The organism is Microcystis aeruginosa FD4, assembly GCF_009792235.1.
Taxonomy (GTDB): Bacteria; Cyanobacteriota; Cyanobacteriia; order Cyanobacteriales; family Microcystaceae; genus Microcystis; species Microcystis viridis.
The window spans coordinates 851,663-872,389 of sequence record NZ_CP046973.1; the positions used below are offsets into that span (position 1 = coordinate 851,663).

Below are 20,727 nucleotides of genomic sequence, written 5' to 3' on the forward strand. Positions count from 1 at the left end.
GCTAACCCATCCTACAAATAATCGTGCCTCCCTAATTAATTAACTTAGGCTCTCCTAGACAGCTTATAGCAAATTAGTAGTTTAAATGAGCCTAAACCCTTAAATAGCCTGGAATCCAACAAAGCAAAAAGCTTTTTTTATTAAAATTGCTTTTTTAAATTCTGGTGAGCCTTACTTGGCAAGGCTTGTGTCGGTTATTTTCTGCTAATATATCATAACTAGGATTTGCTGAAAAAGTACGGGCGAAGCATTCGGATAGAAAATCTACGGTTTCACCGATAGGTTATTGCCCGAATGCTTCGCCCCTACAGGACGCGGGCCGATGAAGATGCAAGGTTTTGAACCACGATTCTCTCAAAATCTTGCACCTGTTTCGCTCGTAAAGCCCCAAAACCCTTACTTTGCATACATTTCACATTTATTCAGCCAGCCCTAACTACTCTAGAAGAGTTTTAACTTAAAACTTACATCTGATAACTGGTAACTGATAACTGATAACTGATAACTGGTAACTGATAACTGATAATCCGTTAACCTCTTAACCAGTCAAATAATTGACCGAGGGTGATTTGAAAATTCGTCGCAAAAGCGGGGACGGGTAAAAGAGCATTTTCTGATTCAAAAATAGCGATAGTTCGATCACTAAAATAAACAAAGATAATTTCTTCTTCAGGGTCGATTAACCAACCCATTTGAGTGCCGTGATCTAGACAATAAAGGATATTTTTAACAACTTTAGTCTGATTTTGGTCAGGAGAGAGAATTTCAATCAGCCAGTCAGGAGCGATCGCAAAAGTATTTAATACTTTTCCCTGTGCATCGCGGGGAATATTTTCCCAGAGAAAAACTGAAACATCAGGAACTAGAGAACGACTGCCAAAAGTACAACGCAATTCAGGATAGGCACGGGCAATTTGTTGGGGTTTTAGACTAGCGTTAATAGCCGGAACTAAATCACCTTGAATAGTGCTATGTTTACCTTGGGGCATCGGTTTAGGAATAATTTGACCATCAATAAATTCCTGGGAGGGTTTAGTTTCTGGTAATTGCAGAAATTCCCTTAGTGTCAGGGAATTATTAACAGTTACAACCATAAAATTTTTTTGTTGATCGTTATGATCGTTAATTTTATCGCAATTTCTCCAAGCAGAGAAGATCAAAAACAGTTATATAAAAATGTCCGTCATATCGCCGGGACAGGGTTGGGTTTGGTGGTAGTACAAAAATGCGTGGAACTACACGGAGACTCGATCGAAATTGCTAGTATTCCAGGTAATGGAACCACTGTCACGATTTTATTACCGAAAGTGACCTGAAAATAAAATCATTATATGCTAAAAGTTTTAAAGGATATGGCGGAATTTTTCAAGCGTTGTCGCGGCCCAAATCGGCTTAAGCAATTAGCGCTGCTTTTTCTCCTGTGTCTAGCTTTCGTTGTCTGTAGTCCTAAAACGGCCTCAACTACGCCGGACAATTACATGACACTAACCCCCACAGCATTGACCAATAAGCTAGGCAATCCACTTTACCAACTCAGCCTTTACGGTAACGGGCAGTTAATCGCCGCTTACATGACCGTCGCGGGACGAGCGCATACTCAAAATTATAATCGCCATCAAGCTGGGACAGAAGCGCCCTTGCCGGACGGGAAATATCGGGTAGCCAGAGAGCCTGTTCTGGGAACAATTCCAGAAGCAGGAGATCGTTTCCTCCCCATACAGCCTTTGTTTCGGACTCGTCGTTCAGCTTTGGGCATTCACTACGATCCGTCCTTTGAAAAACCCAATGGCGAAGACGGGACATCAGGGTGTATCGCCCTGACCAACCGAGCGGATCTCGACCAGGTGTTGAATTACGTTCGTACTTATCGACCTCAATATCTCGAAGTTAATATTCAGTAATTCACTCACTTACATTCTATGTAATCGTAAATTTTCGGGTCTTCCACTGGTTTTAACTCTCGACGAGGACACCACTGATTAATATTGACTGCCTTAGCTTTATTCTTCATCTCTTGCGGTACTTGCGGTATTTGCTGATTAGCCTCTTGCGTATTCTTGTAATTAATCACGGCTGGATAGAAATACTTTCCCTTCTTAAAAATTGCTAAGTTGTGCTGTAATTTTTTAAACTTATCTTTGAGTATTTCTATCTTATCTTGAGCCTTTTGGGGGCTATCTAATTGAGCATCAATTATAATGGCTCCTGGGCTGCCATCCATTATTTCTCCTCTCTTACAGTCATAATAACTTACACCTAGTTTAACTCCTGTATTTTTCCTCCAGTCGGGACGACACCATTCTTGAAGATTAACGACAAAAGAGCCTCTGGAATATTCACCATCAATTATATTTCTCGCTTCATCAGCATCAGTTTTAGATTTAAATAAAACAACGCTTGCATACCAGTTTCTCCGCTTAAATAAATAATTTTCTTTTTGATATTGTGGGAATATTTGAGGAAGTTGGTCTGTTTCATTGTTTGCTTTTTTAATGTCCTGCTCTGAACTATAAACTACTCCATAGGAAAAAGCTGGATCTGGTTTATCTTGAGAAGATGCCAAGGGAGCAAGACATACACTTAACATTAAAATAGTTGAGATTAAACGGTAGTAATATTTCATCTAAATCTCTAGCTGTAAGTTTTAAATGTTTATTTAGATTGGCCTAGATTTTGCTCAGTTGGTTTGCACCATCTATCGGTTTTGGTGATCCTAGAATTAGTGTTAGGGTTTTGAAAATCGGTTAATTTCAACCAAGTGATTTGATTTTTATCATCTTCTGTATTTTCAAATTTAGTTCCCTCACTGTAACAAACATTCTGGAATTTTGATGATGTACTAATTGTTATATTTTTAAGCTTAGTATTGTAGAAATTTGACTTATCCAAAGTAGCACCTGAAAAATTTACCTTTTGCAGAGTAGCAGAACTAAAAATGGATAATGTCAAGTCTGCATTTATTAAGCTTACATCAGTCAGATTAGCTCTTGTCATATCGGCTTTGTTAATTTTTACTCCACCCATATCGACATCTTGTAATACTATATCTTGTAAATTAGCGCGATCTAATTTAATTTCTGGCTTGGGTTTGTTTATCAAGTTTGATTCAGCCAGATAAGTGATAACTTTCCCTTTTCTTGGGCCATCTAATTCATCTAAAACAGCTAGTGTTAAAGCTCGGGCAATATCTTGAGAGGCTTGTGACAATAGAGATTTATCTTGATCCAGCGATGGAGAGCCGGTTGGCTTATTATTAGATTTTGGCAACGTTTTTTCTGCGAGAATTAAAGTTTGCATCTTGGAGAAATAATCTTTTAAAAGTTCTTGTTGTTTTCGATCTTCAGCTATTTGCTTGTCTCTAGTTTCAGAAACATAATTTAAATAGAAAGCAGCAAAAGCTAACATCAAAGGGACAATCAATAATTGTAACCAATCCCAGAAACTTTTCTTCTGGAAGCCAGACCATTTAAAATTTGATATCCAGTTTGATATGATGATTACAAGCAATATACTAAACGCCCCTGAAAGCACCCATTTTATCCAGGGTTGATCACTTCCAAATTCACCGCTCATCAAAGCAATGGCAGCGACTATCAAAAACCCAAATAATATATATAGCCAAATTTTTCCTTTCTCGAAGAAATCTCTAATTATATTATGTTTAAGTCGCGGTGATTGCTGCTTCAGATAGCTGGCAAAATCTATATCAATTGGTTCTCTATCTTTGTCTGTTCCAGCTTCGTCATCAGTGAATATCAGAAAAGCTAGAGCTTTGCCATTTATTTTTTTTTCGATGAATTTTCTGGCAAATCATTCAACCATCTTAAGGAATACTTTAGTCGTTCAATAATCTCATCGCTTTCAAAGAGCGAGTAAATCCCAGGAACTCCTCTGATATCAAGATTGCGATGTTCGATAATATCACGTTCGATAATATCATGTCGTTTTAGTATTTGCAGTTCCTTAGCTTCTATCGTTCCTATGTTAAAGAAGTGTGTATTTGATAAGCCGATTCCGTAATGCCAAAGTTCCTTCTCTTGTTCCCACCATTTGACAAGCTTGCCGTAATATTCACTATCTGGATTAACGGTTTCTTCAATGCGTATAATTAATCGTGCGATTTCTGAAGCTGTCATAAATATCCTCAGTGGTGCAGAAAACCCATGAAAGACTTGCTGTACAAGGAGTCCGAATTAGATAGCGGGTTGGCAGAAGGAAAAACTTTATGAGATGCTTAAGTTCCGCAACTAAAAGACATCGCTAGGTCAGCCTTTATCTTTGTATCCTAAACTATTTGAACAGCTAAGTCAATCAGGGTAAGCACTTCTTAACAATCCTTGACAAAATGAACTTTATGTGAGTTGCTCATCCCATTTTTCTTTATTTGTGGCAGGCATCCTACACGCTTTTCCCTTTCTGGGAGAGGGGTTGGTTGTGAGGGTAATTAACCATCTCTGCCATTACTTTAGAAAAATGGTATTATAGCCTTTTGTCAACGGGGAAGTCCAGATATTCAGCCAACCCTAAATAAATCGGAGCGAGAATCATTCTCAATGAGAGGAAAACTTCCAAAGAAGAAATCAGGAAACACCACCCACACGGGCATATTCTAAAATTGACTGGCTGAGAGCATCGCGATCATCGCCGGTGAGATAATAATTCCGGCCGCCGATATCATTGAGAAATCGCAGTAGAGCAAGACAAGCGGACTCTAGATCCGCCCGGTGTCGGGCAGCCGCTAAAGCTTGTTCGCAGGTGGCATAAACTAGGCGATTGCTAATTCCTTCCCTGCCATCCACTCGCCAACATTGAAAAGAATAACCCTGCATTTCTGCGCTCAATTCAATCTGCCAACCGTGATAGTCAAATCGCGTGTAAATCATCTCAAGCTGCCCCGTTTAGAAGAGGAGAGTCACAGGTTTGACCGCTCTGATTGTCTAGAAGCCCTGCACCTGTCTAACTCTCTAATTTAACGGCTGATTATGGAAACCCCCTGCAAACTTCGTGCAGATTTCGTGCAGAAATAATTTTGTCCACTGTCTAAAGGCAGATATTACTTTAAGCGATAACCGAGACCGTGAACGGTTTCAATAAAGTCTTCCGGCGCGCCAAGGGATTTTAGCTTGTGACGAAGACCGCGAATATGGGAAGTAACGGTTTCCTCGGCTGGAGAATCGTCCAAAGACCAAACTCGCTCAATAATACCCGATCGACTTAAGACCCGGCGCCCATGGGTAACAAGTAATTCTAAGAGAGCGAATTCCTTGGGGGTGAGGGAAAGAAGTTGACCGTTATAACTGGCCTCGTGGGTACTGGGATTTAACTGCAACCCCCCCCCAAGATAATAAAACACTGCTGGTGCTGCTACCACGTCGGATCAAGGCCCGAATCCGCGCCATTAATTCCCCCAAATCGAAGGGTTTAGTGACATAATCATCGGCCCCTGCGTCTAATCCGTCGATTTTATCGATTACCGTATCCCTTGCGGTTAATAATAGGACGGGAACGGTGGCATTAGCAGAGACGGGATGATGGGATTCCGCTCGTCGCAGACGTTGACAGAGTAAAGTTCCGCTTAATTTTGGCAGGGTGACATCGAGAACTAAAAGATCATATTTGCCTAATTCTAGCCAATTCCAGCCTTCTTCTCCGTCTCTAGCCACATCGACAACGTATTGTCGCTCGCTCAATGCCTCTCGCAAAATCTCGGCTAGTTGCATATCATCTTCTACTACTAAAATTCGCATGGTCTAGAGATGGAGTAAGCTGGAAATAGCGTCGGTTTGCTGCTGATGAATTGGCTCAAACAAGGAAAATGGATCGCGGGAGGTTTCGGGCTAACTGTCTTATTGATGGGAACTATTAGCCTAGTTTCCTATCGCAATACCCTCGCCCTGCGTCAGCGCGCTGCCGAGGTGGAAGTTACCTACGAGATCATCGATAATCTCAGTAATCTTTACGCTAACATGGCCGTGGCCGAATCGGGAAGAAGGGGTTATATTAAAACTGGCAGCCCCAGTGAATTAGGTCGTCATCGTCGAGCGATCGCTTTGATGCAATCTAACTGGCAACTCCTGGCCAAACAATTAGAAAACGGCACGGATTTCGAGCGGGAAATGGTGGCTCAGATCGGGGATTTAATGTATCGGCGAATTGTTCTATTTAATCAATCGATCGCCACCTATAAATCCGATCAATCCGATGATATTTCCCAAGATGCAATCACGGTTAAAAGTGTCGAGTTTCGGGATAAGTTTCAAAATCTTCTTACCTATTTACAAGCTAGTCAGAAAAGGAATTTAAGAATTAGCATCGCTAGTTCTAGGGATAGTATTCGCGAAAATTCTCTGTTGGGTTTACTGGGAACTTTTACTAGCTTTGGAATTATTTGCGGAGTTTATTTTTTAGTTTTTTGGCAAGAGAAACGGCGACAAAAAAGTGAGAAAATCCACCAGTTATTACTACAGGAAAAAGAACTTTCCGATCTAAAAATTCAGCTTTTTTCCATGATATCTCATGAGTTTAGAACCCCTTTAACCGTGATTTTTTCTGCCTCGCAGTTATTAGAAAATGGCTTAAAAGATGCCGATCAGTCTAGCAGAAAAAACCTATATAGAATCCAGTCTTCTGTCAAGCTAATGAATCAATTCTTAACAGATATTTTGATTTTAACTAGGGCAGAATCTGGGAATCTCAGTTGTCAACTAGAGCCGCTCGATATTGAAGCTTTTTGTTTAAATTTAGTCGAGGACTTTCAATTTATCAATAAAAATAATACACCGATTAAATTTGTCAGCGAGGGATTGATGATTCGTCCCTATCTAGATGAGAAACTGCTCTACTCGATTTTAAGTAATTTACTCTTAAATGCGATTAAATATTCCCCCACAGGAGCAGGGATTAGTTTGATTTTGGGGAAAGATAGCGATCGCATTGTTTTTCAAGTCCGGGATCACGGGATCGGCATTGCCGAGGAAGATAGAGGTAAGATCTATGAACCCTTTTATCGGGGTCAGAATGTGGAAAATATTATCGGTACGGGATTGGGGTTAGCAGTGGTTAAAAAATGCGTCGAACTCCACGGTGGCGAAATCGCCCTAGATAGCCAAGTGGGTGAGGGAACAAGCTTTACCGTCAAACTGCCCATTTCACCCTAGTTCCAGCTTGAGCGGTCTAAAGATTACAAAATGTAACTTTCTTTCTTCCGAAACAGGACGAAAGCAACGGAGAATTTTTATCTTCTAGATAAATCGATCGCAAAGTCCAATCTCGATCGACCCTAAAACCACCACCAGTGCCTTATCGCGGCTGGAATTAGTCCAAAATCAACTCACTTCGGGTTGATGGCATCGAAATTTTAGGCAAAAATAGGGCTTTTACCGTCAAAAAAGCCTACATTTTGGCTATTTACCCCCCGGTTGACCCCTGATTTTTGCAGTCAGTTGACTGCCCTGGGGAACTGGTCACGGTTTCCTGATAGGATAAGGTGACTTGGGATTAACTTATGGTGTTGAAAATATGTCTCTAAAACCTTACATTTCTCGCTTATTAGCTTTGGTTCTCGTCCTGGTAATCGGATTGATGGGTTGTTCTGGTAGTTCGGGGTTAACGGGCAATTATGGACAGGATACCCTGACGGTGATTGAAACTTTAACCACAGCCCTTGATTTAGTCAAAGATGACCCGAATAAAGCGGCAGTTGAGTCGCAAGCAAAGGAACAAATCAACGATTACATCTCCCTCTACCGACGAGATAAAAAATCCGGGGGTTTGCGTTCTTTCACTACTATGCAAACAGCCTTAAACTCTCTAGCTGGTTATTATACCGCCTACGGTTCCCGTCCCATCCCCGACAAACTCAAACAACGTTTAAAACAAGAATTTAAACAGGTGCAATTCTCTCTCCAGAAAGGAATTTAGATACAGTGATCAGTTATCAGGGGTGAATCTCACGTTTGTGACTTTCTCTCACCTATTGGTGAGCAGCAGAAGTTATTCAAAGAGGGCGAATGCAATTCGCCCCTACAATAAACAATATCATCGGGCCAATGGTAGGGGCGCACCGCGTGCGCCCCAAATATCATCTAGATATTTCGACCAAATTGAGATGCACCCGTTATCAGTTATCAGTAGAACTCGACCTAATCAGACCAAATCCGGTTAGACTAGAAATACAAAGCGTATTATAAAAAACTACAAAATTGATTCAAGACGAAACCCTAGAATTATTGGAATGGCCGCGGCTATGTCAACACCTAGCTACTTTTGCCGCGACTAAACTAGGTGCGATCGCAATTCGTCAATTGCCGTTACCAGAAAGCAAAGAGGAAAGTTTAAACCTACTCTGCCAAACCAAAGAAGTTTATAGCTTAGAACAAAAATTGGATAGTCGTCTTTCCTTTGATGGGATTACCGACATCGGCGATGCCCTAGAAAGGGCGCATCTGGGGGGTTTATTATCGGGACAGGAACTTTTAAATATTGCCACGACTTTAGCGGGAGTGCGACGTTTACGGCGTTTAATTGACGAACAGGAAGATATACCAGTTTTAAAAGAGTTAGTAGCCGAAATTCGCACCTATCCAGAGATAGAACAGGAAATACACCGTTGTATCGATGAAGATGGCCGGATATCCGATCGCGCTAGTCCTCAATTACGCGAAATTCGGGGACAAATGAAGGTGATTAGAGAGCGAATTTACCGAAAATTACAGGATATCCTGCAAAAACAGGGCGGTGCTATCCAAGAAGCGGTGATTACCCAAAGAAGCGACCGCTGGGTGATTCCCGTAAAAGCAGCGCAAAAAGAGCAAATACCGGGGATAATTCACGATACTTCCAGCACAGGGGCGACTTTTTACATTGAACCTCACTCTATCGTTGACCAAGGCAATCAACTGCGGCAATATCGTCGTCTGGAACAAATCGAAGAAGAAAAAATCCTCCGGCAGTTAAGTAATCTGATCGCCGCAGCTTTTGAGGACTTAGAATATTTACTAGCGATCGCTACTAGGCTCGATCTGGCCACCGCTAGGGCCCGTTACAGTTTATGGTTAGAGGGTAATCCCCCGCGCTTTATCGATAGTCCAGAAACGATTACTTTGCGGAATTTGCGTCATCCTTTGCTCTGGTGGCAAAAACACCACGAACAGGGGGGGGAGGTCGTACCAATAAATGTGCAGATTAGCCCAGAAATTCGCGTTGTTGCCATCACCGGACCAAATACCGGCGGAAAAACCGTTACTTTAAAAACTCTCGGATTAGCGGCTTTAATGGCGAAAGCGGGCTTGTTTATTCCAGCGCGGGAACCGGTAGAGATACCCTGGTTCGATCAGGTTTTAGCCGATATCGGGGATGAACAGTCTTTGCAACAGAGTTTATCGACTTTTTCGGGTCACATTCGCCGGATTGTTCGTATTTTAGCGGCTTTAAATCATCGTTCCTTGGTTTTACTCGACGAGGTGGGAGCAGGTACGGATCCGGCTGAGGGAAGTCCTTTAGCGATCGCTATTTTACAATACCTTGCCGATCATAGTTTACTGACGGTGGCTACCACCCACTACGGGGAATTAAAAGCGTTAAAGTATCGAGATTCTCGCTTTGAAAATGCCTCGGTAGAGTTTGATGATCGCACTCTTTCCCCCACTTATCGACTATTATGGGGCATTCCGGGGCGTTCTAATGCTTTAACTATTGCCCAGCGTTTGGGATTAAGTCCCGAAATTGTGGCCGAAGCGAGAAATCATCTGGGGGGGTTATCGGAGGATATAAATCAAGTAATTGCTGGTTTGGAAGCGCAAAGACGGGAACAGGAGTTAAAAGCTCAAGAAGCTAGTCAATTACTCCAACAAACGGAGAAATTTTATACAGAAGTTTCCACGCGGGCCAATTCTCTACAGGAGAGAGAGCGAGAATTAAAGCGTTATCAGGATCAGGAGCTACAAAAGGCTTTATTATCAGCAAAAGCTGAGATTAATGACGTTATTCGCCGATTGCAATCAGGAACAAAAACTGGTAAGGATGCCCAAAAAGCCACCGAGGAATTAACTGCGATCGCAGAAAGGCTATTACCAAAAACGGAAAAAACTAAGGTTAATTATCGTCCGCAAGTGGGGGAAAGGGTACGCTTGCCCAATTTGGGACAAACTGCCGAAGTTTTAGCAATTTCACCGGAATCAGAGGAGATTTCCCTGCGTTTCGGTATGATGAAGATGACCCTACCCTTAGACCAGATTGAGTCTTTGGATGGTCAAAAAGTGGAAACTGCGCCAAAACCTGTCAAAAATGTGCCACAAACTCCCACAAAACCCCAGGAGACCCCTTTAATTCGTACTGCTAATAATACCGTCGATATTCGCGGTTTAAGGGTGGCAGAGTCAGAAACGGAGATCGAACAAGCGATCGTCCGTGCTACCCCCTCGGGTATATTATGGATTATTCACGGTAAAGGTACGGGGAAATTGCGTCAAGGTGTTCACGATTTTTTATCCCGTCATCCCCAAGTAAAACGCTTTCAATTAGCACCCCAAAATGAGGGCGGTTCGGGGGTAACTATCGCTTATTTAACTTAGGGTCTGCTGAATAGGTTTTTTGTCGGGTTAGAAGTCAGGAGTCAGTATTCAGGAGACAGGAGTCGGTCGTCGGTCGTCAGGAGATTATTTTTATTTATTCTTTCCATCCCCCCACTTCCCCACTTCCCCACTTCCCCACTTCCCCACTTCCTATATCATACTTTGTGCTTTTTGTCAAAAAAACTTTTTTTTTGCAATAAAACTACACAAAAAAAAGATCATCGTTGTGGGTGAAATTGACTAATTTACCCGTCTTAATTAGGATTACCTTCTAGGTGTGGCAAGGGTTTCAACCGTTGCTGCCAAAAAAAGCACAAAATAACCCATTATGAAATTCTATCAAATCGCTGTAACCATTGGAACATCGTCGTTAAATAAAAATCTTTCTCAATTAATTCTTAAGAATTTATAAATATTGCGAAATGTTAATTTAAATATTCTCAAGTTTTTGGAGTCAGTAGATAATTTTTGCTTATCTTTAGCCAACATTGGGTTAGAAGTCAGAAGTCAGGAGTCGGGAGATAGGGAGATAGGGTTTTGGGGTGTTGGGGTGTTAGGGTTTTAGTTGAAATTCCCCCACTTCCCTACTTCCCTACTTCCCTACTTCCCTACTTCCCTACTTCCCTACTTCCCCACTTCCCCACTTCCCCACACCCTACACCCTACTGTGCAGGGGGATTATTTTCTGGAGAATAAAACGTAAAAACAGGGAATAATAAACAGAGTTAACAGCGTTGCTAAAGACAAACCTGAAAAAACGACAATTCCTAAAGGTTGCAGGAATTCCCCCCCCTCTCCCAATCCTAAAGCGAGGGGAAATAAACCTAAAACCGTGGTCACGGTAGTCATTAAAATCGGTCGTAAACGTTGGGGAGCAGCCTTTAAAATGGCTTGTAGTCGAGTAAAACCGAATTCTTGCCGCAATTGATTGGCTAATTCCACCATAATAATCCCGTTATTAACCACAATGCCCACCAATAAAACCACCCCGACGATGACAATGGCATTAATCGGGGTTTTGGTCAAATATAGTCCAAAAATTCCCCCCGCTAGGGCCAAAGGAACGGTTAACATAATCACCAAAGGGTCTATGAGCGAGTTATACTGGACGGCCATGACCACAAAGACTAAAAATACCGATAAACCCGCTAATAAACCCAAAGAACCCTGAATTTCTCGGTTAGACGTGGCGGCAGCACTGGGTAAAATGCTGATACCATCGGGTAAGGGAGTGGAATTTAAAACCGATTGTACCCCCGCGAGTGCGTCACTTAATTTCGCCCCCTCGACTAAACTGCCGATAATAATAAAAACTTGACGCTGATTAATTCTCTGGATGACTGCTGGGGTTTTTCCCCCTTCAATCCTGGCGATATCTGCTAATTTTAAGTCTTCTTGCCTATTGACAAAAATAGGTATTTGTGAGATGTCACTAATTTTTTGCCGCGAGTTGGGGTCCAATTGCACCCGGATATCGATTAATCTATCTCCCCGTTGCAGTTGGGTGGGGATTGATCCTTGAATAGCAGTCCTTACCGTTTGTCCCACTGACCGGGTACTCAATCCCAAACTATTTAAGCGGGTCCAATCGGGTTTAATCTGAATTTCTGGTTGTCTGGGGTCAGCATCGGGACGAAAACGCGCACTAGGGACTTTTTCATCGAGAATACTGAGGACTTCTTCACCAGCTTGCTCTAGAGTTTTCCCATCGAGTCCCTGTAACATCACATCCACGTCAGCACCGACGGAGGGAGAGTTATTAAGAATAATACCGCGCACTTGACCGGGGGTGAGACGCAAACGCACGTTAACGAGGTTTAATTGCTCTAGTGCTTTGCTCATGCGTTCGATATATGCTTCTGTATTAGTGCCTTGTTTGAGATTAATCGTACTAGAAGCACGCAAAATATTTTCATTGGTAGTTGTGCCAAAAAGAGAACCGCCACTGGTAGTAAAAATGTACTTAGTCTCTGGTTGTGATAATAAAATCTTTTCTACTTCCCCCATCACCTGACGGTTAGCATTTAAATTGGTACCGGGGGGAAATTGAGCAAAAAGGTTCACCTGTCCGGTTTGAATACGACTAAAGACTTCCTGGGGGATATATTGCCAGAGATAGAAACTACTTCCCCCTAAAATTAAAAAGGCCAGCAGGATAACAGGTATTCTGTAGCGGATGATTTTAGCTAAACAACGACCGTAGAGAATAGTTAAACCTTCTAGACGTTGACTAAAGACTTTTAAGAGCCAAAATCGCTGAATACCACTAGAAACCTGCATATTTAACAAACGACTGGCTAACATGGGAACAACGGTTAACGCAGAGAGGAGAGAAGCAGCCACAGCAAAACTGATAGTGAGGATAATCTCGTTAAACAGCAGGGAAATAAAACCACCCAGTAATAAAAATGGCAGTATAGAGACGAGATTAGTCGCAGTGGAGGCCAATAAAGCAGATTCTACCTCTTGGCTGCTATTACGAGCAATTTCTAAAAAATCTTGCTTATTTTGGTTTTGATTAACTTTGAGGGCAATATTTTCCAGCATGACAATGGAATTATCCACCACGATACCCACCCCTAGGGCCAATCCTCCCAAACTAAACACATTTATCGATAACCCGAATAACTTCATACAGATGATTGCGACGAGGGTAGAAAGAGGAATCGCTAGGGTAATGATAAAAGTCTGTCGTAGGGAACCGAGAAAGACGAATACAGTCAATCCTGCTAGAATTGTCCCCGCTAGTCCCGACGAAACCACGTTATTAACCGCGTTTTGGATAAATACAGACTCATCGGTAGTGGTGACGACTTGTATTCCCCCAGTGATTAACCCGGATTTTTTTAATTCGGCAATGCGTTTTTTGACCCCTTCTACCACAGCAATCGTGTTCGCATTCGGTTGTTTTTGGACGCTAACCCGCACGGCATTTTTTCCATTTAGGGTGACAAAAATTCTTTGTTCTTCTGTCCCATCGATAACTCTGGCCACATCCCGCAGATAGATTTTTTCTTCGGGATTATTACTATCGGTCAGTGCTAAATCTTGGATATCCGCTACGTTGTTAAATTTCCCCACCGTGCGGGTTAAAGGTTCCCCGGTTTCTCCCTCTAGTCGGCCCCCAGAGATGTCCTGATTACGTCTTTTTAGGGTGTCTAAAACCTGATTTAATCCCACTCCTAAAGATTGTAATCGCTGCAGGTCAATATTAACTTGAATTTCTTCTCTAACTCCCCCAATCACGTCCACCACTGCCACTCCTTCCACAAATCCTAATTCTCTCCCTAATTCTTCATCAGCAAATAATCTTAAATCTTTTAGGGGTAGGGTATCAGAAACGAGAGCGAATTCATAGACGGGTAAACGAGAGGGTTCAAATTTGTTTAAGCGCGGTTCCTCAATAATATCGGGTAAATTTTGTCGGACACGATTAAAACTTTCGGTAGCTTCATTTAAAGCAACATTTAAATCTCCCCCCGGTTGAAAAAATAAATCTACTCGCATCCTTCCCTCGCGAGTTTCTGAATAAACTTGCACTACTCCCTCGGTGGCACTCATTCCTTCTTCTAGGGGTTTAGTTACTTCTTCGAGAATAACTTCCGGGGAAACTCCCGGGACATTCATTCTTAAACTAATGCGGGGATAAGTGATAGAAGGAAGCAAATCTACTTGTAACCGATTTAGAAAAAAAAGACCGATGATGATAACTGCTATAGTTAACATCAATACTCCTATGTGACGACGAATTGACAGACCGCTTAGGGAGATTTTTTCTGACATGATTATCTATGGGGGAGAGTGAGAAGTTAGGGGTTAGGGTTTTGGGGTTTTGGGGTTTTAGGGTTTTAGGGTTTTGGGGTTTTGGGGTTTTGGGGTTTTGGGGTTTTGGGGTTTTGGGGTTTTAGGGTTTTAGGGTTTTGGGGTTTTAGTTGAAATTTCCCCATTTCCCCATTTCCCCATTTCCCCATTTCCCCATTTCCCCATTTCCCCATTTCCCCATTTCCCCATTTCCCCATTTCCCCATTTCCCTGATAACTGCTCACTGATAACTGATAACTGATTAATTGTGCATAACTCGACCGAAACTCCATAATTTTTGATAATAATGACGACTGACGCTATCCCTATCATCGGTGAGCAGATTTATAGCGATACCATTATTACCTGTTTCTTTTCCTGAACTGTGGATATATTGATTATTCCCTAGATATAAAGCCACATGATTAACTCTTTTATCACCAAAGAAAATTAAATCTCCCAGTAGTAATTCCTCTCGGTTTATTTTTTGACAAAAAGCTTCTTGTTGATAGGAATCCCTCGGCAACCAAATGCCAAAAGTGGCAAAAGCAGCCTGGATTAATCCTGAACAATCGTAATTAGGTGCAAGGGTTCCCCCCCAGAGATAATGATTGGTACGGTTCATTGCTTCCTGAGTAAAAGTGATAATCTCAGGAATATGTTTTTCTATTTCTGAACGAGTTAGAGGAATTTTTTGATAAGCTGTGGCGGCTGCCGCAATTGCATCTAAATCTTCTAGAGATAACCAAGCTAAATAATTATCTTCCCTTAGCTGAATTTGTAGTCCTTTTTCGGTAATTTCTAGGGAAATAAATATTAATTGTCTTCCCTGTTGTGCTTGGGTCGCTAACTCTTGACAACTGGGAGAATTGTAGAGATTTAAGTCTCTTATACAGAGATATTCCTGGGTGAATGATGGGGTAAGAGAGATGATTTTCATAAAAAATAGATCAGAAGTATATTGACAGAAAAAACTGCATTACTAGCCAAAAGCTAAGGTATAAAATCGAGGATTGAATCAGAAAATAAATAAGGAGAATAACCTTAGTTCTGTCATCTTCAAGTTTCCACCTCTCTTAATTCTTGGCCACAAAGATAATCTAAGACGCATTTTAACCGCCTATCCTTAGATTAACTCAATCTCCCCCAATCCCTTTGCTGTTAACTCTTGCCTGTTACCTCTTGCCTTATCTCAACAACCAATTTAAATGTGCGGGCAGCTTAATCTATAACCGAACCGAATCCCTGAAAAATTATTAAACCTCTTGCATAATTAACTTTTCAGGCTTCAAAAACCGCAAAAATAAGGATTAAATGGCATAAAATCTGGAAATAGACTATTTAATGGCTTATTATTCATCTTTAATTCTTCTGACTACTGACTCCTAACCCTAACAACAATTTTGGGTTTTTACAAGAGGTCTATTATAGCCAGTTCCTTAACAATATGTTACAATAGCCGGCGAGAGGGGAGTGACCAATATCTGGAACTTTTGCGCTAGAGATAGATTCTATGGATCAGCAGTCACATCCTAAAGTAAGCTTTTAATCAGATGTTGAGGTTAGTCCATGGCCAATGTTTCGGGGCGGTTTGAAAAGCAGGAATACAGCCAAAACTCAGAAAATACCGTCACGGTGGTCAGTTCGGTCATGTCCGGTTTAAAAAAAGCATCTCCCCTGCAAAAGGGCTTATTTTGGGGAATAACCCTCAGTTTTACCGCCCTAGTTTCCGCCACTGTTGGGGCTGCCGTCGCTTTGATTAGTCCCTTACCCGCACCAATTGGGGCCATCTTCCAAAAAACATCTTTTCCCACCCAAACAGACATCCTTGAGGCTCAAGCTTGGAATAGCTTAATTAACCAGCAGCTTTCTCGTCCTGTTAATATTTTAGTTATGGGCATCGATCGAGTTTTAGATGCCAAAAACGGCGACGATGTATTTAAAGGTCGCAGCGATACCATGCTCCTAGTGCGCTTCGATCCCAGCGATAAAACCGTGAGAATGTTGTCTATCCCTCGCGATAGCCGCGTCAGAATCCCCGGCCACGGTTTCACTAAAATCAACGATGCCAATGTTCACGGCGGACCAACTCTAGCGGCAGAAGTGGTCAATAATACTTTAGGGGGTGTCACCGTTGATCGCTATGTGCGGGTGACTACCGATGCCTTTAAGGAATTAGTCGATTTAGTCGGGGGTGTAGAGGTTTATGTACCCGAACGAATGTATCATAAAGATGTCACCCAAAAATTAGAAATTGATTTACAAGAGGGTTGGCAAAATCTCAACGGCGACCAAGCAGAACAGTTTGCCCGTTTTCGTAACCAGCAATACGGCGATATCGGTCGCGTACAAAGACAACAAATTTTATTAAAAGCACTACAACAAAAGATTTTTAGTCCGACAATTCTCCCCAGTCTCCCGAAAGCAGTACAGGTTTTACAACAATATATCGATACGAATTTAACCGTCGAGGAAATGCTGGCTATCGCTAATTTTGGCCGGGAAATTAAACAGGATGACTTGAGAATGATCCTACTCCCCGGCCGGTTTAATAACCTCGAGGAATACGATGGTCGCAGTTATTGGGTTTTGAACCGTCGCGAAATTAGAACCATTGTGGCTAATAATTTTACCGATAACTACACGGGGGGAGAAACCTCCGTTTATAGTCTGCGGATTGCCATTCAAAATGCCACCCATACCAAAGGTTTAGCCCGTCGTACTCGTAATTATCTGGCCAAACGGGGCTATACAAATGTTTATATTAGCGATGACTCCTCCCAAAAGCTAGAAACCACGGCAATTATTGCCCAAAAAGGTGATATTCAGTCCGCTAACCTCTTGAAAAATCAATTGGGAATCGGTAAAGTAGAATCATCCTCCACTGGTGCTTTAGACTCAGACCTAACTATTCGGGTGGGTGATGATGTGGCCCAGTTTCTCGACGCTCAACAGTAACAATGTTGAAAAATTTTTTCAGTCTGGTTTTAATTATTTTGCTGGCGATTCTTTGGCTACTTTTCGCGGCCCGTCCGGTGGCCTTGGCCCAAGATAAAACGATTAACTATAGTTTTGCCCAGCTGCAAGATCGGGATTTTTCCCATCAGGATTTGCGCGGAGGGGTTTTCGCAGCTGCCGCAATGCGGGGAGTTAACCTAGAAGGGGCCGATTTATCCTATAGCATTCTCACCGAGGCTGTCCTCTTAAAAGCTAACTTAAAAGGGGCCGATTTAACCGCCTCTTTGGTAGATAGAGTTACCCTCGATTTTGCCGATTTAACTAATACTATTTTTACCGATGCGATCGCTACTCGCAGCCGTTTTTATGACACAATTATTACTGGGGCCGATTTCACTAACGCGATAATTGATAACTATCAGGTCAAGTTAATGTGTAAAAGGGCCGATGGCATTAATCCAGTCACGGGAGTGGCCACAAGGGATAGTTTAGGCTGTAATTAGCAATTCCGGGCAGATTCTAGCTGACGGCACAAAAATAGCTGACCTCCTATGGCGCTGCTATCTCGATCGAGACAGCAGAGATGTAGAATGAAAATAATGAGCGAGGCTAAAGAAAGGAGAGGGACTCTTGATAATCGTCATCGATAACTATGATAGTTTTACCTACAATTTAGTCCAGTATTTGGGAGAATTAGCGGCTGAGTTTCCGATCGCCTTACCGATCGAGGTCTATCGTAATGATAAAATCGATCTGGCCACAATCGAACAAAGGCGGCCCGATGGGATTGTCATTTCCCCAGGTCCCGGTCGTCCAGTCGATGCGGGCATATCTCTGGAATTAATCGCCAAATTTAGCCCCCATTTGCCAATCTTGGGGGTCTGTCTCGGTCATCAAAGTATCGGTCAGGTATTCGGAGGGGATGTGGTCTCGGCCCCGGTCTTGATGCACGGCAAAACTTCCCCAATCTATCACAACAATGAAGGGGTATTTCAAGGCTTAGAAAATCCTTTTACTGCCACCCGTTACCATAGTTTAGTGATCGATCGCTCCACCATGCCGGATAATTTAGAGATCACGGCCTGGGTCGAAGATGGTACGGTCATGGGAGTCCGTCATCGGGATTACCCCCACATTCAAGGAGTACAATTTCATCCCGAAAGTATTTTAACCACTGCCGGCAAGGAACTTTTAAGAAACTTTCTCCGATCCCTCTAGTGTTCACTAATCCCCAACCCCTGAAATTAACCTTAACTTGATTAATTCTGCATCTATATCTATGAAAAGGCGAGATTTTATCTTATCGGCGGGGGCAAGTTTCTTAACCGTGGCAGTAAGCTCAGTTTTAGCGGAAACTAAACCCAAACCCACTGCCCCCCAAAAACCCGATGATTCCCTTTTAGTTCAATGGTTGGGTCATAGTTGCTTTTTATTCACCGGAGAAGGACAAAGAGTCCTAGTTAATCCTTTCCGGGCCATTGGTTGTACGGCGGGTTTTCCTTTGCCAAAAGTAGAAGCAGATATCGTTTTAATTAGTAGTCAACTGTGGGATGAAGGGGCTGCCGAGGGTTTACCCGGTAATCCGAAAATTTTGTTTGAGCCGGGGGCCTACGATCTGGGTAAATTAAAATTACAGGGCATTAGTATCGCCCACGATCGCATGGGGGGGCAACGTTTCGGTATGAATGTAGCCTGGCGTTGGACCCAAGCGGGGATTAGTATTGTCCATTTAGGGGGGGCAGCGGCCCCAATTGAATTAGAACAAAGAATTCTCTTAGGTTCGCCGGATTTAGCTTTTATTCCCGTGGGAGGTGGTCCCAAAAATTATAATCCCCAAGAGGCAAAACAGGCGATCGAAGTTTTACAGCCGCGCATTGCTATACCGACCCAATATTTTACCAGTGCCGCCGATAAAAAGGCCTGTGAATTGGTCTCTGTAGATGAGTTTCTCAAGTTGGTCAAGGATAAAAATATCCGTTTAATCGAGGACAATAAATTACGGATTCGTGCCGCCGATTTACCCCAAAAAGGGACTCTCATTCGCGTGTTTGACTACCGCAAACTGTTACAGAAATCCTAATTTTTAGGAGCCAATGAACTAGGCCTATTGATTAACTAATTTTCCTCGCTCAAGGGCGATCTAGAGCATCTCCTAGTTAGGCTTACAGAAAATGAGTTATACTAAAATCTATAGGGAGCATCTCCTAGTTATGCAAGCGAGTAATTATACTTGAAGGTCAGAGAGTTCATTCAAGAGGCAAATGTTTCTATTCAGCATAAAGTTGAAGAAGAAATTCAGGCCATGCAAGAAGAAGTTGACAAGTTAAACCGCAGTGATCTTTTTCTTGCATTCCAAGCTAGATTAGAAGCAGCAGAGGGTAATAGAGTCTCTATGTCTGATTTTGACTTGGCAATGCTAAGAGAGCAAGTTGAAGGATTTAGAGATGTCACCAAAGAACTAACAATGGAGATTTACAGGCTGTCCAAGATAGCCCTACAGCCCTGATCATAATCAAGGTTATAATTATTTTTAATAAATTCCGGAATATTCAGCCCCAAGCAATGTCTATGTTACTGCAAGACCTAAAGGAAGAAGCGGTTAAGCTATCACCGAGCGATCGACTTGATCTGGTTAGCGCCATTATTGAGTCCTTGCAGAAGACCCCAATTGCTAGACCTGATCGTTCTGGTGCAATTCAACGGATGCGTGGCTTACTCAAAACAGACCAACTTGCACCAACCGACCAAGAAGTAGCTGCCATGTTGGAAGATCGTCGGGTGGAGAAATATCTTTAGTGAGAGTTTTAATTGATACTAATGTTCTTCTAGATTTTCTATTGCAGAGAGAGCTATTTTTCCAAGATGCAGAACGACTATTTCAGGCGATCGATTCTGGTCAGATCGTCGGGTATGTCACAGCTACAACGCTCACGGACATTTTTTATATTGCTCGAAGACACACTCGCAGTATTGAGCAGGCACGGCAAGCAGTTTCAGAGACATTGACAGCAATGGAAATCTGCCCTGTAAACCGGGAGGTTCTAGAGGTAGCGTTTAGTTCAGGTTTGGCTGATTATGAGGATGCGATTCAGGTCGCTTGTGCTGTAGATCAAGGACTTGATGCTATCTTGACCCGCGATAGTCAAGGGTTTTTGAATTCATCCGTACCTGTGTTATCAGTTCAGGAGTGCTTGCATCGCTTGGAAGAGCCAAATAATAGCAAATCCACCTGATAAAATCCAGTTTACAGGCTTTTTGGTTCGTGAGGGGGTGAGGAGTGAAAAGTGAGCAGTTACAGCCAAAATTTGGCGGCATGGGCAAAGAGCCTTTGTGGCAGATTGATGACAGCATTATTACCGAAATTTTGGGTTAAAGCCCCGTCCTTTTAGGACGGCTT

Annotated in this window: 21 protein-coding genes and 1 pseudogene; 13 read left to right on the forward strand and 9 right to left on the reverse strand. The window is 42.4% G+C overall.

Features of this window, described 5'->3' with window-relative positions; all coding sequences use genetic code 11:
• Positions 1-530 precede the first annotated feature (530 nt).
• Positions 531-1,094, reverse strand: coding sequence for a Uma2 family endonuclease (locus GQR42_RS04420; protein WP_158199053.1), 564 nt, complete (start codon positions 1,092-1,094; stop codon positions 531-533).
• Between the two features lie 21 nt (positions 1,095-1,115).
• Here GQR42_RS04420 and GQR42_RS04425 point away from each other — a divergent pair, with 21 nt between their 5' ends.
• Both GQR42_RS04425 and GQR42_RS04430 read left to right on the forward strand, forming a co-directional pair.
• Entirely contained in the window at positions 1,116-1,316 is a 201-nt protein-coding gene (locus tag GQR42_RS04425) for an ATP-binding protein (protein WP_158199054.1), read from the forward strand.
• A 162-nt stretch (positions 1,317-1,478) separates the two neighbouring features.
• Positions 1,479-1,901, forward strand: a complete 423-nt coding sequence (locus tag GQR42_RS04430; protein WP_233271264.1) for a L,D-transpeptidase — start codon at positions 1,479-1,481, stop codon at positions 1,899-1,901.
• 5 nt (positions 1,902-1,906) lie between these two features.
• Here the strand turns inward: GQR42_RS04430 and GQR42_RS28315 are convergent, their stop codons facing one another.
• From GQR42_RS28315 to GQR42_RS04460, 5 genes and pseudogenes are all read right to left on the reverse strand, one after another.
• Entirely contained in the window at positions 1,907-2,623 is a 717-nt protein-coding gene (locus GQR42_RS28315; protein ID WP_233271265.1) for a hypothetical protein, read from the reverse strand.
• 29 nt (positions 2,624-2,652) lie between these two features.
• Positions 2,653-3,597 carry a pentapeptide repeat-containing protein gene (locus GQR42_RS04445; protein WP_158199056.1) on the reverse strand — a complete coding sequence of 315 codons (945 nt, stop codon included), beginning with the start codon at positions 3,595-3,597 and terminating at the stop codon, positions 2,653-2,655.
• A gap of 182 nt (positions 3,598-3,779) precedes the next feature.
• Positions 3,780-4,136 carry a hypothetical protein gene (locus GQR42_RS04450; protein ID WP_158199057.1) on the reverse strand — a complete coding sequence of 119 codons (357 nt, stop codon included), beginning with the start codon at positions 4,134-4,136 and terminating at the stop codon, positions 3,780-3,782.
• A gap of 444 nt (positions 4,137-4,580) precedes the next feature.
• Positions 4,581-4,883, reverse strand: coding sequence for a hypothetical protein (locus tag GQR42_RS04455; protein ID WP_158199058.1), 303 nt, complete (start codon positions 4,881-4,883; stop codon positions 4,581-4,583).
• 170 nt (positions 4,884-5,053) lie between these two features.
• Positions 5,054-5,747 (reverse strand): annotated as a pseudogene (locus tag GQR42_RS04460) (response regulator transcription factor).
• 45 nt (positions 5,748-5,792) lie between these two features.
• Between GQR42_RS04460 and GQR42_RS04465 the strand changes: the two are divergent.
• The 4 genes from GQR42_RS04465 to GQR42_RS04480 all read left to right on the forward strand — a co-directional run bounded on the left by GQR42_RS04465 (position 5,793) and on the right by GQR42_RS04480 (position 11,267).
• A complete protein-coding gene (locus GQR42_RS04465) occupies positions 5,793-7,157 on the forward strand; it encodes a sensor histidine kinase (protein WP_158199059.1) in 1,365 nt (454 codons plus the stop codon).
• A 361-nt stretch (positions 7,158-7,518) separates the two neighbouring features.
• Entirely contained in the window at positions 7,519-7,920 is a 402-nt protein-coding gene (gene psb27, locus GQR42_RS04470; protein ID WP_002732185.1) for a photosystem II protein Psb27, read from the forward strand.
• A gap of 281 nt (positions 7,921-8,201) precedes the next feature.
• Positions 8,202-10,571, forward strand: coding sequence for an endonuclease MutS2 (locus GQR42_RS04475; protein ID WP_158199060.1), 2,370 nt, complete (start codon positions 8,202-8,204; stop codon positions 10,569-10,571).
• Between the two features lie 537 nt (positions 10,572-11,108).
• Positions 11,109-11,267, forward strand: a complete 159-nt coding sequence (locus GQR42_RS04480) for a hypothetical protein (protein WP_158199061.1) — start codon at positions 11,109-11,111, stop codon at positions 11,265-11,267.
• On the opposite strand, the gene GQR42_RS04485 is transcribed toward GQR42_RS04480, so the two are convergent.
• The 3 genes from GQR42_RS04485 to GQR42_RS04495 all read right to left on the reverse strand — a co-directional run bounded on the left by GQR42_RS04485 (position 11,250) and on the right by GQR42_RS04495 (position 15,312).
• Positions 11,250-14,354: an efflux RND transporter permease subunit gene (locus GQR42_RS04485; protein WP_158199062.1), complete on the reverse strand. Its 3,105-nt coding sequence runs from the start codon at positions 14,352-14,354 to the stop codon at positions 11,250-11,252. The two genes, GQR42_RS04480 and GQR42_RS04485, sit on opposite strands and share 18 nt — an antisense overlap.
• A gap of 65 nt (positions 14,355-14,419) precedes the next feature.
• Positions 14,420-14,665: a hypothetical protein gene (locus tag GQR42_RS04490; RefSeq protein ID WP_158199063.1), complete on the reverse strand. Its 246-nt coding sequence runs from the start codon at positions 14,663-14,665 to the stop codon at positions 14,420-14,422.
• Positions 14,635-15,312, reverse strand: coding sequence for a C40 family peptidase (locus GQR42_RS04495; RefSeq protein ID WP_158199064.1), 678 nt, complete (start codon positions 15,310-15,312; stop codon positions 14,635-14,637). The genes GQR42_RS04490 and GQR42_RS04495 overlap by 31 nt, the downstream gene beginning before the upstream one ends.
• 629 nt (positions 15,313-15,941) lie before the next feature.
• Between GQR42_RS04495 and GQR42_RS04500 the strand changes: the two genes are divergently transcribed.
• The 7 genes from GQR42_RS04500 to GQR42_RS04530 all read left to right on the forward strand — a co-directional run bounded on the left by GQR42_RS04500 (position 15,942) and on the right by GQR42_RS04530 (position 20,563).
• The gene (locus GQR42_RS04500; protein ID WP_158199065.1) at positions 15,942-17,330 is read left to right on the forward strand and encodes an LCP family protein; all 1,389 of its coding nucleotides are present in this window, start codon (positions 15,942-15,944) and stop codon (positions 17,328-17,330) included.
• Positions 17,331-17,332: 2 nt separating this feature from the next.
• Entirely contained in the window at positions 17,333-17,833 is a 501-nt protein-coding gene (locus GQR42_RS04505; RefSeq protein WP_158199066.1) for a pentapeptide repeat-containing protein, read from the forward strand.
• Between the two features lie 127 nt (positions 17,834-17,960).
• On the forward strand, positions 17,961-18,548 hold the full coding sequence (locus GQR42_RS04510) for an anthranilate synthase component II (RefSeq protein ID WP_158199067.1): 588 nt from the start codon (positions 17,961-17,963) through the stop codon (positions 18,546-18,548).
• Between the two features lie 61 nt (positions 18,549-18,609).
• Entirely contained in the window at positions 18,610-19,410 is an 801-nt protein-coding gene (locus tag GQR42_RS04515) for an MBL fold metallo-hydrolase (protein ID WP_158199068.1), read from the forward strand.
• A 150-nt stretch (positions 19,411-19,560) separates the two neighbouring features.
• Positions 19,561-19,836: a hypothetical protein gene (locus GQR42_RS04520; RefSeq protein WP_158199069.1), complete on the forward strand. Its 276-nt coding sequence runs from the start codon at positions 19,561-19,563 to the stop codon at positions 19,834-19,836.
• A 62-nt stretch (positions 19,837-19,898) separates the two neighbouring features.
• Positions 19,899-20,126 (forward strand): hypothetical protein, encoded by a 228-nt coding sequence (locus GQR42_RS04525; RefSeq protein ID WP_158199070.1) that lies wholly within the window; start codon positions 19,899-19,901, stop codon positions 20,124-20,126.
• Positions 20,126-20,563: a type II toxin-antitoxin system VapC family toxin gene (locus GQR42_RS04530; RefSeq protein ID WP_158199071.1), complete on the forward strand. Its 438-nt coding sequence runs from the start codon at positions 20,126-20,128 to the stop codon at positions 20,561-20,563. Before GQR42_RS04525 ends, GQR42_RS04530 begins: the two co-directional genes overlap by 1 nt.
• The last annotated feature ends 164 nt before the right edge of the window (positions 20,564-20,727 follow it).